This window comes from Erwinia papayae, from assembly GCF_058241465.1.
Genome location: NZ_JBZCHT010000013.1, coordinates 177,523 through 193,825, shown reverse-complemented (window position 1 = coordinate 193,825; position 16,303 = coordinate 177,523). Strand labels below are relative to the sequence as shown.

Genomic DNA, 16,303 nt, shown 5'->3' with positions numbered 1-16,303 from the left:
CGGTTAGCTTTCGGCTTATTCACGCGGGTTGTTTACCGGGAGCGCATCGGATGGTGCACCCGCGCACACAGTGTTAAAGCGTTGCAGGCGAGGATGTTTTTCCTTTTTAACGCGTTGTAGCTGATAGTCCACCGTACAGCGACCGTCCGCGCCCTCTGCCCATTTCACGGTCAGTTGCCCCTGCATGGTGTTGACCCGGACAAAAATTTGTCCAGCCTGTCCTACAGAGCCCAATGAATTTCCCTCTTCATCAATAACTTCTGCACCAAATCTTACCGGTTCCCCGTTGTAGAGTGCGTTGATTAACAGTGGATTGCCATAGCGGGTGTTGTATTTCACCGCGACAACGGCGCCGGACCAGGGGACAACCCGCTGGGTGGTGTTATCCAACTCAATGCTGCTGGACGCACCAACGGGATCGATGGTGACTTCATTCAACTGGTAAGGATTGAGATAAGGGACTGCAGCAAATCCGGCATGATCAACATAAACGCCAGGATAGGTGGAGACTCTGGCTCCCTCTGCGCCGCGTGCTTCAATCAATGCAAAGGTGTCAGAATTATAAGGCGTCAGAGTGACGCCACCTGCATGGGCCAGCATCGTGCCGCTGAGGCTGAAGGAGCCGCTTTTGTAGCCGCTACCCTGACTCCAGCTGCCGCTCATTGCCGTCAGACGGCTGTGATAGCTGCCGGTCACCGATCCGGAGGTGCCATTACCATTTTCACTGGTGGCGGAAATGCCGTAGCTGAACGGGTTGGCGTCGCCCAGCGTTCCCGTCAATGTGGCCTGTCTGGCATACCGTCCGTCACCATCGCGACTTAAATCGACACGGAGCTGTGAACTGGTGTGGCTGGCGCTTTTGGCGAGCGGAAGTGTGAAATTCAGCAGGTAATTATTCTCAGCGTCACCATCAGAAGAATACGTCCGGTTGGCGGTGATCCCCCAGGTAAGTGATTTAAATCTGTTGCTGTAGCCGAACTGAAATTGCCGGGTGTCATGCGGCTGGTTCCAGTAATTCTGTATCGAACCTGAGAAGGTCAGGTGACCAAAACCTGTCGGCAGAGACTGATCGAGCGTCAACGTTAGACGCTGGCGGGTTCGCCAGCTGGCAGAAGTCGATGTTCCACTTTTCAGCGACTGACGATTTTGCAGCGTAGCCAGCAGATCCTGATACCCCTGGGATGAGAATTGCCAGGCGGAAAGGGTAAGATTACTGCTGGTGGCATCCACCGTTTTGCTGTAGCTGAACTTGTAACTTTCTCCGCTACTTTTCTGGAGATTATTCCATTGCTTTTCGCTGTCGCGGGCATGAGTGATGTCCAGCGCGAAGGCACCCGCCGACGTTCCCAACGCAGCACCAAATTGTACAGCTGAGTAGCGTTCACTGAGCTGCAGGCCGCTCCAGCCGGTGAGGATATTGCTGAAACCGTATTGCCAGGTCGCCTCCCAGAATGGCGGATGGTCATGCAGATTACTGCTGCGTATCTTACCTGCGGTAAAGGAATAGCGGTGATTGCCAGGACGCAGTAACTGAGCAATAGAAGAGTAGGGAACCTGAAAGTTTTGCTCCGAACCGTCTGCTTCCCGCACGGTTACATACAGATCGCTGCCGTAACCAGCAGGATAAATATCGTTAATCAAAAATTCACCGGGTGGGACGGTGGTGTCATAGATTAACTGATTGTTTTGCCTCACCGTAACGCGAGCCGAAGTGCGGGCTATACCTCTGATTTCAGGAGCATAGCCGCGCAGTGAGTAGGGCAGCATGCGATCATCGCTGGCAATCTGCACGCCGCTGAACGGCAACGTATCGAAGATCAATCCAGGCGTGGAGGTCTGGCCTGCCAGTATGCGTCCCTGTATAAAAGGCAGATCACGTTGCAGCCAGGTGTTTACCGCGTTGTAACTGAAATCTTTATGTTCCTGCCAGTTGCCGTTACCATTATGCCGGAAATACCATTGACCCAGATTCAACCCGGCATTAAGTGTACCGTAAGCCGACTGCCAGACATTGCCCTGACTTTCACTGCGGTAACCCGTTATGTTGTAGCCCAGTGGCATCGCGGCAATACCGCTATCCCACTCTTCCCTGTCAACCGCACCTCGCGCTTTTTTAACTAACAATATTTGCGGCACGCTGATATCAAGACGCTGCTCATTGCTGTCATAGAGCACCTCGGCCTGCGGGAGTTTTTCGCGTAGATCAATACAGGATTCAGGATCACTTTCACGGATGCCGTGGTAGAAATCCTCGGGCAACTTCGCCTCAGCAAAGGGAATTTTTTTCAGTAACGACGCGTTAAAGCATGCATAAACTGAACCGTCCTAGCGGGAAATAAAACGAATATCATCCTTTCCTGATGCGGTATTATTAACATATACCGCAGTGCGGTATATTCCTGGCAGTACCGATGCGCTGCTGGCAAAACGGCTTAAATCAATAGCATTCTTGTCACTGACATACAGAAACGATGAATCAAATTCTACTTCCTGCTCTTGTGCGGATATATTTTCATCTGTCTCAGAGGCAAAGCCGGTTATATGCATCAGAGAAAAACAAAGCAGCAGGGCTTTTCTGTTGCACTGGCCACAGAAGGAGACTTTCATTGAAATCCTTTTCAGAAACATCCATGCCGTCAGTATTCATTAAATTAACGCGGGCGTTATTCCTGTAACTTTGCTTCAAAGCCTATCAGCGCGCCATAATCATTGATAAACTCTCCGGTAAGCGCATCGCCGGATTTACCTGTAAGAGCGAAGGTCTGGGACTGGAATGGCGCAATCATTTCACCTTCGACTTTTTTTCCATTCAACATAATATTGACCAGTGAAATATAATAAGGACCAGAATTACTGGCCATCAGCTGATTCCCACGCTGCTGCCATTTGACCATTTTGATTGCATCGTTGGCATCACCTGCCAGTTTATCTGGCCGATAGAAAAATTTGATACGCGTACGAAAGGCCATCTGTAAATGATTACTGTCGCTGAGTTGGGGATTTTTAGCCTGAATTTCCAGAATATTTAACCAGAATACTGATTCGCGATCTTCCGGCAGGCTGGAATCGGTCTGGCTTATTCTTAGTGTCTGACCTTTTCCGGCATCGACGCGGTTAAAAGGTGGAGAGAGAACAAAAGGGACATGGATATTTTCTGGTTTTGCTTTCATATCCCCATCATCAATCCAGCTCTGTATCAATAAAGGTCGTTTCCCCATATTAGTCATTTTTACGCTAATTTCCCGGGCGTTGCCGGGATAAATTACGCGCGTGCCATTGACCACGATACTGGCAAATAACACGGGGCTGTACAGGACGGCAATCATTGCCAGCAGCAACGCAGAAGAAAATAATTTTTTCATGCAGGATTCTTTATTCGGTAAAAAGTTTTTTTTAAATTAAAAAGCAGAGAGACGACGTCTCTCTGCTACAGATACTATTATTTATACATAATAGAGTAGGTTACATTACTGGTTACTGTGCCAGCACCTGCTGCGGAGTTAGCATAGTATTCAACCAGGTAAGGCAGGGTTAAACTTCCATCAACCATTTCACCATAGGTATTGTTGGTTTCCTGGCTGCTGTTACCCACAACAATAATTGACTGATTACCGGCATTGCGCAGCTGGAATGCGACTTTCTGATCGGTAGTGTCGTTCTGATCGATCAGGCGACCATTAGAGTCAACGGTATCGCCAGTTTCAAAGAAGGCGGCAGCAGTAGTCAGCACACCTTCACAACCACTCAGGCCAATAGTAAATTGGGTCTGACCGGCAGTCTGACCAGCAGATGCAAGCTGATTAATGCCCACAATTGGCAGTTCAACATCAGCACTGGCATCGCCACCATTGATGCTGCTGTTACAGGTTGTGGCCTGAAGCGTGCCGTTAAAAGTAATTGTACCTTCAGCAGCAGCATAAACATTAGCTGATGAACATGCAGCGAAAATAACTGCCGCAAGCGTTGCGTATTTCATATTAACTCCTTTTACTATTTCAGATGATTTTAGTGGCTCTTTTATTGCAAACTGAGCCACATACCCTTCCCGTAAATGGAAGGCATTTGTAGATTGATTGCTACAAATTCTTTTGGTCGTAATAATAAATAGTGGTGACTTTATTTTTGTTGACTCGATAGCCTCTTTCCGGGCCTGTTTCTATGCGGGTAATGAAATCTTCCGGTATTCCCAGAGAAGATAATTTATTACGCAGACATCGCATTACCTGCCACAGACGCTGAGTTGATGAACTCAGACCATATTTATCCCAGACGTTAAGTAAAATATCTTCATGTGGGATGACTTTGCCATCTGCATTTTCAAGGAGGTATATAAACAGTCGCATCATGGTTTTCCTCAACGTCACCACGGCCGGGTTTTTCTCCCGGTTAAGGTGGTTAATGTTGATAACACTGTTCTGCACGATGTTGACCTGAATATCCTTTTCAATCACATAGCCAAAAACCTTTTTACTATGTTGATCCATTGTGTTGCCTCCACGCATTGCCTCTATTTTAACCATCACGGAGATATATCAGGGGCGTCTTTGTATTCATGGATTCTGTTAAAAGTACTAATAAATTTTACCTTCTCTTATGAAATGACCTCAACCATATTAAAAAATGAGTCTATTCGATTAATAAAACTCAAATTAAGAGTAAAAAACTTAAATTGATATTTTTTTTGGATTTTTATTTCTTTTTCTGGCTTATATTTGGTTTTTAAATCTAATTTTCTCATGATGGCAATCATCAAAAGGATATTCTTTTTTATTGATTCAGACAGTATTAAACAGGGAATAACTGGAATTTTGTTTAAATTAAGTTAATGTGAAGTCGTGGTTTTAATTTTTTACTGATAATCTAATAATGATCTTTTATTCTAATTTTGTTCATTCTTAATATGTTAAGAAGTGGCGAATTTTTTATTTTTTAAATATGTTGATTAAATGTTATTTACGAAATTTTATTGTCCAGGTGTAATCTTAATTGTGATGGAAATTAACTTAATTAGGATGTGGCTGGCAGCTCTGAATGGCTTTTAATAGGAATGTTCTCATATTAAATTAAAATTAAATTTGTTTCGAGGTGAAGTGATAAATAATTGAACGGATATCTCAGAAATTAACGGTGGCAGGCTGGATGAATCCGTCTGCCACTCGGAGATTACAGCGCGTCAGCAATTGCGCTACCCAAATCCTTCGTGCGCCCGGTACCCTGCATATCGGGAGTTAAAAGATGTTTATTTCCGCTGTTCGCCAGAACCGACTCTATTGCCTTCAGCACGGCTTCTGCTGCCTCACTGTGGCCTAGATGGTCCAGCATCATCGCCCCACACCAAATCTGCCCTGTCGGGTTGGCAATGCCTTTTCCTGCGATATCCGGTGCGGAACCGTGCACAGGCTCAAATAAACTGGGATAGTTACGCTCGGGATTAATGTTGGCGGAGGGGCAATACCGATGGTGCCGGTACAGGCCGGCCCCAGGTCGGAAAGAATATCGCCGAACAGGTTACTCGCGACCACCACATCGAAGCGTTCCGGATGCAAAACGAAGTGCGCCGTTAAAATATCGATATGATATTTATCCACGCGGAGTTCAGGATAATGCTCAGCCATTGCCACTACCCGGCTGTCCCACCAGGGCATAGTGATAGCGATGCCATTCGACTTGGTGGCAGATGTCAGATGCTGTGCCGGTCTTTTTTTCGCCAGTTCAAAGGCATATTTCAGGATGCGGTCAACACCGGTCCGGGTCATTACCGTTTCCTGAATCACAATTTCCCGTTCGGTTCCTGGAAAAAGAGTTCCGCCGACGCTGGAATATTCTCCTTCGGTATTTTCTCTGACCACATAGAAGTCGATATCACCGGGCTGATGGTTTGCCAGCGGGGCTTTAACTCCGGCAAGCAGCCTGACCGGACGGAGGTTGACATACTGATCAAACTGACGGCGAAACTGGAGTAGCGAGCCCCAGAGCGAGACGTGATCAGGTACCGCATCCGGCCATCCTGTGGCACCAAAGTAGATAGCATCGAAAGATCTGAGGGTATCGAACCAGTCATCAGGTAACATTTTGCCGTGTTGCTGATAATATTCTGCACTGGCAAAGTCAAACCAGGTCCATTCGAACTGGATGTCAAAAAGCCGGGCGACGGCATCCATCACTTTCACACCTTCCGGCATCACTTCTTTACCTATCCCGTCACCGGGGATAACGGCAATTCTGTATCTCGCTACTGGCATTAGACACTCCTGAGTAAATGAATTTACGACATAAAAATTAATAGTCGGAAATCCAATTATGCGCTGTAAAAACTCTTAACATTCAGCGCTTTCCAGCAGGAATTGTCATTTTGTGTTGTTTTTGTCATCTTTGACAGCATGCTGTGTCAATGACTCATTCTGTTACCCGGCCAGACGGGCGGCGTTGTACCGGGGGGAGGGGATGAGAAAAACGGCCACCTTTTTCATGATGTGACAGGCAGCAGAAGTAGCATGCTTTCACGTTGTCACCAAAACGTACTCTGGCAACAGTCAGCGCCTGCAACGAATTATACAGACTGCCAATAAAAACCAGCGAATTACGGGCCGGCATTTTAATACACCCCGCCCGGTGGAGAAGGTGATAACCGGCCTGGTCGGTGTGTTGTGTAACATAATAGTATTCAGCTGGCATGTTATATGGTCCAATTGTTATTAGATTAAAATCTTGTTGAATGTGTTGGTGCTTTGTTGCCCGGTCATTATAAATCGATTAACTGGGCGATAATTATTTTACAGATTTAGCCCCTGCCGGGTTGGTAAGCCTCGTTTATATTTTCAACCTGACTGAAAGACATGAACTTATGATTCCCACCTGCTGATGCGACCAGGAGGGGCCTGATTGCGGTTGTAAAAAAATATTTTTCTCGCCTGAGAATTAGCTTTTTTTTCTAAAAAAAAGGAATAATTTTTTTTCACACAAAGGAAGGCCTGTCAGTCAACAGCGCGTTAAAAATCTCCTTATCAGAGATAAGATTAAAGCCGGTACTGATTTTTCTGATTATTCCGAATGATTATTTTTATGGATTGAACGGCAGGCAGATAATTCAGGGGGGAAAGTTGAATTTAGATAATCATTTTTCAGGTAAAATATTAAATATTTCGCATCGATAGAATGATGATGTGTGGTTATCTTTTTACTGAGAAAGATAAATTTTCTTATCAATACCTTTTTTCTGACTACAGAAAATCTCATTGATTGCGCCAGATTGCTGTTTTGTACTGGCCCTTAGTTAGTTAACACAGAGCAGCGGATTAGGTCGATCATCTTTTAAAGATTCAGACAGAAAAATAATATTCCAGGGATTTCCCTACAACGACACGGTGGCATTGGCAAAATAATCGGTATGCGGAAAACGGGGACAATTAACAATTTTTTAAATTACCTGTCAGTCGGAGACTGATTATGACCATCGGGTTCTCTGCTCATCGCGTGGATAAAGATTATCAGCAGCACCGCGCGAGTCCGTATGATTAGCGATCCTCCCGGCTGTCAGTTCCCAGAAGCCCGGCAACCCAGTGTGCTTTGTGCGCGGAGAAAAGCGTCAGCAAAGCGAGGACATTGCTGTCATTGCTACCCTTATGCCACACCATACTTAACGGCAATCCCCTGATTTCATTATTCATTATTAATTTTATATAGGTCACGCCTTCGGTATTCATATTGCAAAATGAGGCGGGCACGATTGCCAACCCCAGGCCTGCTGCCACAAAACTGAGAATGGTTTGTTTTTCTTCAGCGTATTGCACCACACGCGGTGTCAGCCCTGATGTTCTGAACAAATTCATGGTCAGATCGTGACTGTGTGGCCGGGCTCTTCTTTCCGGGACGATCATCGCTTCCTGCTTAAAATCCTCCACGCAGACGGAGGATCTTGATGACAAAGGATGCATTACGGGAACGGCCAGCACACAGGTTTCGCGGGTAATAAACTGTACGGACAGGCTACTGTCCAGGCTTTCCGGGGGACGAATAAAAATCATATCCAGCCAGCCTGATTTCAGTCGCGGAAGCAGGCTGGCGGTCTTATCTTCTGTCAGGTGAACGTCCGCTTCAGGATGCTCCTGCATAAACCGGTTTAACAATTGTGGCAGCAGGCCTCTTGCTGCACTGTCGATGGCGCCAATCCTCAGCACCCGGCGGCCACTCTTTTTGGTCTTTTTAAAACGTTCCGCCAGGGCGTCAAACTGAGCAATCACTTTTCCTGCTTCATCGAAAAATTCTGTCCCTGCCTCCGTCAGCGAAACATTGCGAGTCGAACGGTTAAGCAGGCGTACGCCAAGGTCATCTTCCAGCAGACGAATAAAGCGGCTTAGTGATGCAGGCATCATTTCCAGCTTTTGTGCCGCCTGACCAAAGTGCAGTTCTTCTGCCACTGCCATAAAGCAACGTAATTGATTTATATCCATATTTTTCGTTACCTCGGGATAATTTAAATAAATTATATAATCCACCTCTGATGATAAGTCCAGACCGAACTGCATAATGAAGCTTATTAAAAAAATACCCTGTACAACCTGCGGAGCACGTCAGAATGAATACTCACCTCGAAAAAAAGGTGATGCGTAAAGTTACTCTGCGCATTGTGCCTTTTATTATGTTGCTCTATTTCATCGCCTTTATAGATCGTGTGAATCTTGGTTTTGCCGCACTGACCATGAATAAAGATCTGGGACTATCACCGACTATATTTGGTGCGGGTGCGGGAATATTTTTTCTCGGCTATTTCTTATTTGAAGTACCCTCCAACCTTATTCTGCATAAGGTGGGTGCCCGCATCTGGATAGCGTGGGTGATGATTAGCTGGGGATTAGTTTCCGGTTGCATGGCACTGGTGCAGGGAGCAAACAGCTTTTATCTGCTGCGTTTTTTATTGGGCGTGGCAGAAGCAGGATTTTTCCCCGGCATTATTCTCTATCTCAGCTACTGGTTTCCGGCTGCGCGGCGGGCTCAGGTGACCGCTATTTTTATGGCGGCGGCTCCCTTATCGACGGCATTGGGTTCGCCGCTTTCGGCAGCGTTGTTGCAGATGCAGGGCGTGATGGGTTTTGCTGGCTGGCAGTGGATGTTCGTACTTGAGGCTGTACCGGCGGTGGTGTCAGGGTGCGTGGTGTTATTTTTTCTCACCGATCGCCCGGCAAAGGCGAAATGGCTGACACAACAGGAGCGGGACTGGTTACAGAACACCCTGGCGGATGAAACGCGTTCCCGCGCTGAGGCTGGCAGACACAGCACTGTCTGGCGTGGGCTGGCTGATCGTCGGGTGCTGGCGCTGGTCTATTTTGGTACTTCCGCAGGACTTTACACCCTCAGTATCTGGTCGCCACAAATCATTCACTCCTTCGGCGCATCGGCGCTGGCAACGGGGGTTCTCAACGCCTTTCCAGCTGTGCTCGGTGTGCTGGCAATGGTGTTCTGGGCGCGACATTCTGACCGTAGCGGTGAACGTAGCTGGCATGTTATTGCCGCCTGTCTGCTGGCAGCGGCAGGGCTGCTGCTGGCGGGAAATGTTCTTTCACTCACCGGCGTAATTATTGCGCTGACGCTGATTAATATCGGTATCAGCGCATCCAAGCCGCCGCTGTGGAGTATGCCTGGGCTGTTTCTTTCCGGTCCGGCAGCGGCAGCCGGAATTGCCGCTATTAATTCCATTGGCAATCTTGGTGGTTTTGTCGGGCCGGTGATTATTGGTGTTATTCGTCAACAAACCGGCTCATGGCATTGGGGACTTTATTTTGTCGCCGGATTACTGATGTTATCTGCACTGATTATTTTTCTGTTATCGCTGAAAAAGAAAAAGCCACAAACGACCTGTTTTTCTCATCCTGAAATACGCTAACGACTGGAGATTATTATGCGCCACTATGCAATTGCTGCTATTCCTGCGGATGGTATCGGCCCTGAAGTGATTTCATCCGGTATTGAGGTACTGCGTGCGCTGGAAAAGCAGGACCGCTCACTGAAATTCACTATTGAGAATTTTGACTGGGGTTCTGATTATTACAAAAAGTACGGCGTGATGATGCCGGAAGACGGTTTGCAAACGCTGAAGAAATTTGACGCGATCTATTTTGGCGCGGTGGGGGCACCTGACGTGCCGGATCATATTACTTTGTGGGGGCTGCGCTTACCCATCTGCCAGGGATTTGATCAATATGCCAATGTTCGTCCCACCCGGATCCTGCCGGGGATTACACCACCGCTGCGCAACTGCGGGCCGGGCTGCCTGGACTGGGTGATCGTGCGTGAGAATTCAGAAGGTGAATATTCCGGCAACGGTGGACGTGCGCACCGCGGTCTTCCGGAGGAAGTCGGCACTGAAGTAGCCATTTTTACCCGGGTGGGCGTGACGCGAATTATGCGTTATGCCTTCCGTCTGGCGCAGTCTCGTCCACGTAAGTTGTTGACGGTGGTTACCAAGTCTAATGCGCAACGACATGGCATGGTGATGTGGGATGAAATTGCGGCGGAAGTGGCGCAGGAATTTCCGGATGTGCAATGGGACAAGATGCTGGTGGATGCGATGACGCATCGCATGACCCTGCACCCGCAAAGTCTGGATACCATCGTTGCCACCAACCTGCATGCGGATATTCTCTCCGATCTGGCCGGTGCGCTGGCAGGTAGTCTGGGCGTGGCACCAACGGCGAATATTGACCCGGAACGCCGTTTTCCATCAATGTTTGAACCGATTCACGGTTCGGCATTTGATATCACCGGCAAAGGCATCGCTAACCCGGTTGCCAGTTTCTGGACGGCAGCGCAGATGCTGGAACATCTGGGAGAGCGTTACGCGGCGGCGCTGATCATGGCCGGTACAGAGGAGGCTTGCCGCAAAGGCATCATGACCCCGGATATTGGTGGTAAAGCTACCACCGCTGAGGTGACTCAGGCAGTGGTAGCCTTTATTACCGCCAAGGCTCAGGTCGCTGAGACTGCATAACCTTTCTGCACAAACGATGGCCGGTGGCGTGACTGACACCGGCCATATGCAGGTAGCACAGACTCTGCGCTTATACCCAGCCTGTTACCTTCAGAATCAGGAGAAAATTTTCTGGCGGTTCTCAGCAATAATCCGTTTCGTGGCCGGTCTTTCCGGATAGCACCGCATAAACATATTGGTGAAATGTTCGCCGTAAGTGATCGACGTGGGTTGGTTTTCCCCCATCAGCGGCCTTATCGCCTGACGGAAATTTGGCTCATGGAAATAAGCCAGCGCGAACCTCTCTCTTTCCGGGTGCAAAATGATTTTGTGAGGCGTGGAGATCAGATAATTACCGGTCAGGTACTGAAGTAAATCGCCAGGGAAAACGGTGACGACATCCGGCGTCAGCGGCATTCTGACCCAGTGGGGATCGTTCTGATATTCTCCGGCGGTACTCTGGCCCTCCAGCCAGTTTTTCTTTCTGACTTCCCTGCTGCCATCGGCGGCCAGAGGAGGACGGATATCCAGTCCATCGGCATCTTTCTGAATAGCAATAACCAGAAAACCATAATCGGTATGGGAACCAATGCCCCGGTCAGATTCAGTCACCGCCTGCTGAAAGCGCAACATTCTCATATGATGCCAGCCATCTTCGGTCAGTGATTTAAGTTGATTTAATTCTAATCCCAGTCCAAGTGCGGCCAGCTGTAATAGTTTATCGCCAATTCCACCCATCATATTCATATGTACGGAGACATTTTCTTTAAAACTATGATTGGGCCACGGAACCGGACCATGGCAGGGCCAGCCCGCTTCGACTCTCTGATCGGATAATGGCAGATCTTTACAGACGGTAAATATCTCCGAATAGTCTTCTTCACCTGCGGTTATTTCTTCTCTGCTGGCAATATAGCCACTGTATGAGATGTCATTAAGAAGGCTTTTTTTATTTTCCAGCGGTTCTTTAAAAAATTTTTTACTGCTGTTAATCGCGGCATCCGCCACCGAAGCCTGCTCCGGTGTGAGCTGAACTTCAAATATGCCATCACGACGCCACACGTCAATCATCTCTTTACCTAATTGACGATCAGATTCACTTCCAGAAACAATCGCTGGCAAGTTGAATTTCATTATTGTACTACTTAGTATCGGAAAATAAAAAAATCACATAACCAATGGCAACCTGAAATAAACAGGTTGAAAAGGAATGTTTAGTAAAACCAATAAGTGAATATCAGAATAACTTATGGTTGGGGGAATATATGATACGGCGGTATACCAATGCAATCGCTGTGGAATAATTTTTCATAGTCAGTGATGTGCGTCGGTTTTTTTTCTTTTGCCACATTCAGAATTGAGTGGGAAAAAAGTGTTTTCAGTTCCGTTATTTTTTCAGAGTGTTTTTTGTTGGTTATTTTATTTTTTATTTCACCTGATTTTTTATCAGCTCACGCCAGAGATTACGGCGTTTTCAGATGTTGGCGTTTATTGTAATCTACACTTTGTAACGTTATTTTTTAGATTTTTCTTATAATTTTTTCCTGCACAAGCACCGTCATTTTATGGCTGTAGCGGGGCGTTTTTTTTCATCCATCCGGGCTTAATGGTCTTTTTTGTCGGTTTTTTATACGGGAGTCTTTGCCGGTAATTGGCTTAATGATGAATAAATGAGATGTTTCTGACGGGGGAAAGTTAAAGATAGTCAGGTGAAAATTATATAACTGATTGTTTTTTGCGCGTCATGGTGTCTGTATCAGACAAAACAAATGGCGCGCTGGTTTCAGGTTTTTATCAGGATGCAGGCTGGCAACTCACTGCACAAACACCCTGTCACTTGATAAACGGTGTCACCGTCGGCAAAGAGGCAGCTGTGGCTCCGACACCCTTTTGTCCATCTCTGTATAACTTTTCAGGATATCTTTTCTACTGGCAGTAATAGCATTGATGAATCTGATTCACAGGCTCTTGCAATTATTACGCATAATTATCGCTGTTCTTTTTTTCATTTATTTTAGGGTTGAAGTGTAACGTTATCCCTTTGCCGGATAGTTGGTCTTTGTCGGAAAGATGGCCTGCTCAGAATAAATAAAATAATACCGGACCATTTATATGCATAATGCGGATTTTCTGGTGGTGAAGGAATTGCGGGAAAATACTTTTTTACTTGCCAGTAACTGACAGAAATAGTGTCCGTAATGCCTTTCTTTACCGCTCATGCTGAATGTTACTGGCATGAATAACAGATTTATCCCCGGTAATACACTGAGTTTCAGGAGAAAAAATGACTGTAAACGTAACGGGTTATGCGGCCTTTGCGGCCAAAGAAGATTTAGTTCCGCATCAGTTTGTACGTCGCGACCCGCGCGATAATGATGTGGTGATCGAAATTTTATACAGTGGTGTCTGCCACTCCGATATTCACAATGCGTATAACGACTGGGGCGGCGCAAAATATCCGATGGTGCCGGGTCACGAAATTATTGGCCGCGTCACGCAGGTGGGAAAAGCGGTGACAAAATTTGCGCCGGGTGACCATGTCGGCGTCGGTTGTATGGTGGACTCCTGCCAGCATTGCAGCGCCTGTGAGCAGGGGCTTGAGCAGTATTGCGAACAGGGCAATACCCTGACCTACAACGACGTTGACCCGCACGATGGCATGCCCACCTGGGGCGGCTATTCAAATAAAATCGTGGTGACGGAGAAGTTTGTCGTTAAAGTGCCGGACGGGCTGGATTTAAAAAGTTCGGCACCGCTGCTGTGTGCCGGGATCACCACCTGGTCTCCGCTGCGTCACTGGAACGTGGGACCGGGTAGCAAGGTCGCGGTGACAGGGCTGGGAGGGCTTGGTCATATGGCCCTTAAGCTGGCGATAGCGCTGGGGGCGGAGGTGACACTTTTCAGCCGTTCGCCCGGTAAAGAGGCGGATGCGCGTCTTCTGGGTGCTAAGCATATGGTGATTTCGACCGATGAGGCGCAGATGAAAGCGGTCGCTAACCAATTCGATTTGATCATCGATACTGTTCCATATGTGCATGATCTTCAGCCCTATATCCCTACCCTGGCGCTGAGCGGTACGCTGGTACTGGTCGGTTATCTGGGGCCTCTCGAACCGGTACTGAACAGCGCGCCGCTGGTGATGGGGCGCAGGGCGGTGGCAGGCTCAGTGATTGGCGGTATTGCCGAAACCCAGGAAATGCTGGATTTCTGCGGTGAGCACGGCATTACGTCTGATGTGGAGATGATCACCATGCAGGAGATCAATGATGCCTGGAAGCGGATGCTGAAAAGCGACGTGAAATACCGTTTTGTGATCGATATTGCCTCACTGCAAGCGTAAGCGTCCGTTCAGTTCATGGCAGTGATGTTCACTGCCATGAACGCTCAACCCCGGTATCTGACCGCCTCTATCAGCCTGGCAAAAGCGGTGGTGTGCTGTTTACGGCTGGGATAATAGAGATAATAACCGCTGAAGGGTTCGCACCAGTCTTCCAGTATGCTCGCCAGCTTTCCTTCTTCCGTCAGTTTGCGTACGGAATCCTCGGGCACATAAGCAATTCCCATCCCTGATAGTGCGGCATCAATTCGTGAAGCCAGATTGTTGAAGATCAGCTGTCCTTCCACCTTGACGCGGATTTCCTTGCCATCCTTGCTGAACTCCCAGTTATACAATCCGCCCAGGGTCGGCAGACGCATATTAATGCAATTGTGATGCTGCAACTCATAGGGGGTTGCAGGCGTGCCTCTGCGTGCCAGATAGTCTGGCGCGGCGACCACCGACATTTTCCAGTCCGGTCCGATCCTGACGGCAATCATATCTTTTTCCACCTGCTCACCCAGCCGTACCCCTGCATCAAAGCGCCCGCTGACAATATCCGTCAGGGTATTGTCTACGGATAACTCAATATTCACTTCCGGGTAGGCATCCAGAAAGGGTTTCAGCAGCGGCCACAGGGTGGAGTGCAACGCATGTTCGCCAGCCGTTATACGGATATTGCCCGAGGTCTTCCCCTGGTTTTCCGTCAGATTAAGCAGGGCTTTTTCGATGTCGGCAATCATCGGGCCTACGCTGCGGATAAGTTGTTCCCCCGCTTCCGTGGGAGCCACGCTGCGGGTGGTGCGGGTTAACAATCTGGTGTTCAGCCTCTCTTCCAGCCCGCGAATAGCATGACTGAGTGCTGACTGGGAGACGCCCAGCTTCGCTGCCGCGCGGGTGAAGCTCCTTTCATTTGCGACCATCACCAGATAGGTCAGGTCGTTAAAGTTTTCCTTCAGCATAGTGGGCTCCTGGCCTGGTCGTGTCGGGCGGTGCCCCGACATCAACAGAGAGGGAGAATATATGTAATTTTTTCACAATTTGACCAGTGAAAATCGGCTCAGGTGGCATAGAAATGCAATCTCAAACCGGCATTCTGGCTTTTTTTACCGCTTTTTTCTGATATTGATGATTTCGACTCATAAGCTTTATCAGTGATAGCATGCTAATAAAATGTAACTGCCAATGATACTCTTATTGCGCAGTTGGGTAGTTTTGTTTCTTAATATTCAGTGAGGCTTATATGAAAAATGTAACCGCAGTAATGATGGTGCTGACCAGTCTGTTGGCGGTAAATTCAGCTCTGGCCGCAGAGATGGATAATTCTATTGCCGGTAAGCAGAAAATCGGTGTGGTTTCTGCTGAGAATGCTTATTCCCTTGACGGTCTGACCAGCAAACTTTCGCATAAAGCCAGAGCGCAGGGTGCGACCGCCATTAAAGTGATCGCGGCCGGTGGGGATAATAAACTTCATGGTGTGGCTGAAATCTATAAGTAGTCCCTTTCTGAAGTCGAAATAGCTCTACACAGGATCTCTGCCAGATCTTCTGACCCGTGGCGATATATTACAGTGTAAAACTGTCCATCTTGCTTGTGATTTATTTCGTCCTTCTTCATCGCTAATTTCTCTCTGATTAAAAAGGGGTAAGAATGAACCGACAAAGAATGATCGTTCAGGACCTTATCGTCTGGATAAATGAAAATATCCGCAGCCCTTTGAAAATTGAAGATGTGGCTTTGCGCGCCGGTTATTCCAAATGGCACTTGCAACGCATGTTTTTTCGGGTAATGAATATCAGCCTTGGCCACTATATTCGTAATAAAAAGCTGGAGCTGGCAGCGCACGATTTGATTGACAGCAGCGCCACGGTTATTGATATCTCGGTTAAATATGGTTACGAGTCCCAGCAATCCTTTACCCGCTCTTTTGTCAGGAAATACCGTGTTCCTCCTGCGGCCTGGCGACGCTTAAATACTGATAACGTCAATTACCTGCTGTAATTTAACGCCTTCACCGGTTTCCG

The 16,303-nt window shown here is 47.7% G+C and carries 13 protein-coding genes and 2 pseudogenes; 5 read left to right on the top strand and 10 right to left on the bottom strand.

Going from position 1 to position 16,303, the window contains the following annotated elements:
• Positions 1 to 15: 15 nt before the first annotated feature.
• The 8 genes and pseudogenes from AC3RPL_RS17010 to AC3RPL_RS16975 form a co-directional block, all read right to left on the bottom strand.
• Complete coding sequence (locus tag AC3RPL_RS17010) at positions 16 to 2,061, bottom strand: fimbria/pilus outer membrane usher protein (RefSeq protein ID WP_490742075.1); 2,046 nt, start codon at positions 2,059 to 2,061, stop codon at positions 16 to 18.
• Positions 2,050 to 2,547: pseudogene (locus AC3RPL_RS17005) on the bottom strand (FimD/PapC N-terminal domain-containing protein); the annotation flags it as partial. The gene AC3RPL_RS17010 and the pseudogene AC3RPL_RS17005, both read right to left, overlap by 12 nt.
• Before the next feature lie 116 nt (positions 2,548 to 2,663).
• A complete protein-coding gene (locus AC3RPL_RS17000; RefSeq protein WP_490740915.1) occupies positions 2,664 to 3,362 on the bottom strand; it encodes a fimbrial biogenesis chaperone in 699 nt (232 codons plus the stop codon).
• 77 nt (positions 3,363 to 3,439) lie between these two features.
• On the bottom strand, positions 3,440 to 3,976 hold the full coding sequence (locus tag AC3RPL_RS16995) for a fimbrial protein (RefSeq protein ID WP_034937116.1): 537 nt from the start codon (positions 3,974 to 3,976) through the stop codon (positions 3,440 to 3,442).
• A gap of 100 nt (positions 3,977 to 4,076) precedes the next feature.
• Positions 4,077 to 4,484 carry a winged helix-turn-helix domain-containing protein gene (locus AC3RPL_RS16990; RefSeq protein ID WP_490740914.1) on the bottom strand — a complete coding sequence of 136 codons (408 nt, stop codon included), beginning with the start codon at positions 4,482 to 4,484 and terminating at the stop codon, positions 4,077 to 4,079.
• A 679-nt stretch (positions 4,485 to 5,163) separates the two neighbouring features.
• Positions 5,164 to 6,242: pseudogene (locus AC3RPL_RS16985) on the bottom strand (tartrate dehydrogenase).
• A 154-nt stretch (positions 6,243 to 6,396) separates the two neighbouring features.
• Positions 6,397 to 6,594 (bottom strand): hypothetical protein, encoded by a 198-nt coding sequence (locus tag AC3RPL_RS16980; RefSeq protein WP_052018781.1) that lies wholly within the window; start codon positions 6,592 to 6,594, stop codon positions 6,397 to 6,399.
• A 920-nt stretch (positions 6,595 to 7,514) separates the two neighbouring features.
• Positions 7,515 to 8,450, bottom strand: a complete 936-nt coding sequence (locus AC3RPL_RS16975; RefSeq protein ID WP_490740913.1) for a LysR family transcriptional regulator — start codon at positions 8,448 to 8,450, stop codon at positions 7,515 to 7,517.
• Between the two features lie 125 nt (positions 8,451 to 8,575).
• Here AC3RPL_RS16975 and AC3RPL_RS16970 point away from each other — a divergent pair, with 125 nt between their 5' ends.
• Together AC3RPL_RS16970 and AC3RPL_RS16965 are read left to right on the top strand one after the other, a co-directional pair.
• Positions 8,576 to 9,880 (top strand): MFS transporter, encoded by a 1,305-nt coding sequence (locus AC3RPL_RS16970; protein WP_490740912.1) that lies wholly within the window; start codon positions 8,576 to 8,578, stop codon positions 9,878 to 9,880.
• A 15-nt stretch (positions 9,881 to 9,895) separates the two neighbouring features.
• The gene (locus tag AC3RPL_RS16965) at positions 9,896 to 10,984 is read left to right on the top strand and encodes a tartrate dehydrogenase (RefSeq protein WP_490740911.1); all 1,089 of its coding nucleotides are present in this window, start codon (positions 9,896 to 9,898) and stop codon (positions 10,982 to 10,984) included.
• Positions 10,985 to 11,080: 96 nt separating this feature from the next.
• Here AC3RPL_RS16965 and AC3RPL_RS16960 read toward each other — a convergent pair whose 3' ends face one another.
• Positions 11,081 to 12,097, bottom strand: coding sequence for a 2-oxoglutarate and iron-dependent oxygenase domain-containing protein (locus AC3RPL_RS16960; RefSeq protein WP_490740910.1), 1,017 nt, complete (start codon positions 12,095 to 12,097; stop codon positions 11,081 to 11,083).
• 1,150 nt (positions 12,098 to 13,247) lie between these two features.
• Here AC3RPL_RS16960 and AC3RPL_RS16955 point away from each other — a divergent pair.
• On the top strand, positions 13,248 to 14,303 hold the full coding sequence (locus AC3RPL_RS16955; RefSeq protein ID WP_490740909.1) for an NAD(P)-dependent alcohol dehydrogenase: 1,056 nt from the start codon (positions 13,248 to 13,250) through the stop codon (positions 14,301 to 14,303).
• 44 nt (positions 14,304 to 14,347) lie between these two features.
• Here AC3RPL_RS16955 and AC3RPL_RS16950 read toward each other — a convergent pair whose 3' ends face one another.
• The gene (locus AC3RPL_RS16950) at positions 14,348 to 15,241 is read right to left on the bottom strand and encodes a LysR family transcriptional regulator (protein ID WP_367167052.1); all 894 of its coding nucleotides are present in this window, start codon (positions 15,239 to 15,241) and stop codon (positions 14,348 to 14,350) included.
• A 281-nt stretch (positions 15,242 to 15,522) separates the two neighbouring features.
• Between AC3RPL_RS16950 and AC3RPL_RS16945 the strand changes: the two genes are divergently transcribed.
• A complete protein-coding gene (locus AC3RPL_RS16945; RefSeq protein ID WP_034937134.1) occupies positions 15,523 to 15,777 on the top strand; it encodes a YdgH/BhsA/McbA-like domain containing protein in 255 nt (84 codons plus the stop codon).
• Positions 15,778 to 15,929: 152 nt separating this feature from the next.
• Positions 15,930 to 16,280 (top strand): helix-turn-helix domain-containing protein, encoded by a 351-nt coding sequence (locus tag AC3RPL_RS16940; RefSeq protein ID WP_261642046.1) that lies wholly within the window; start codon positions 15,930 to 15,932, stop codon positions 16,278 to 16,280.
• The last annotated feature ends 23 nt before the right edge of the window (positions 16,281 to 16,303 follow it).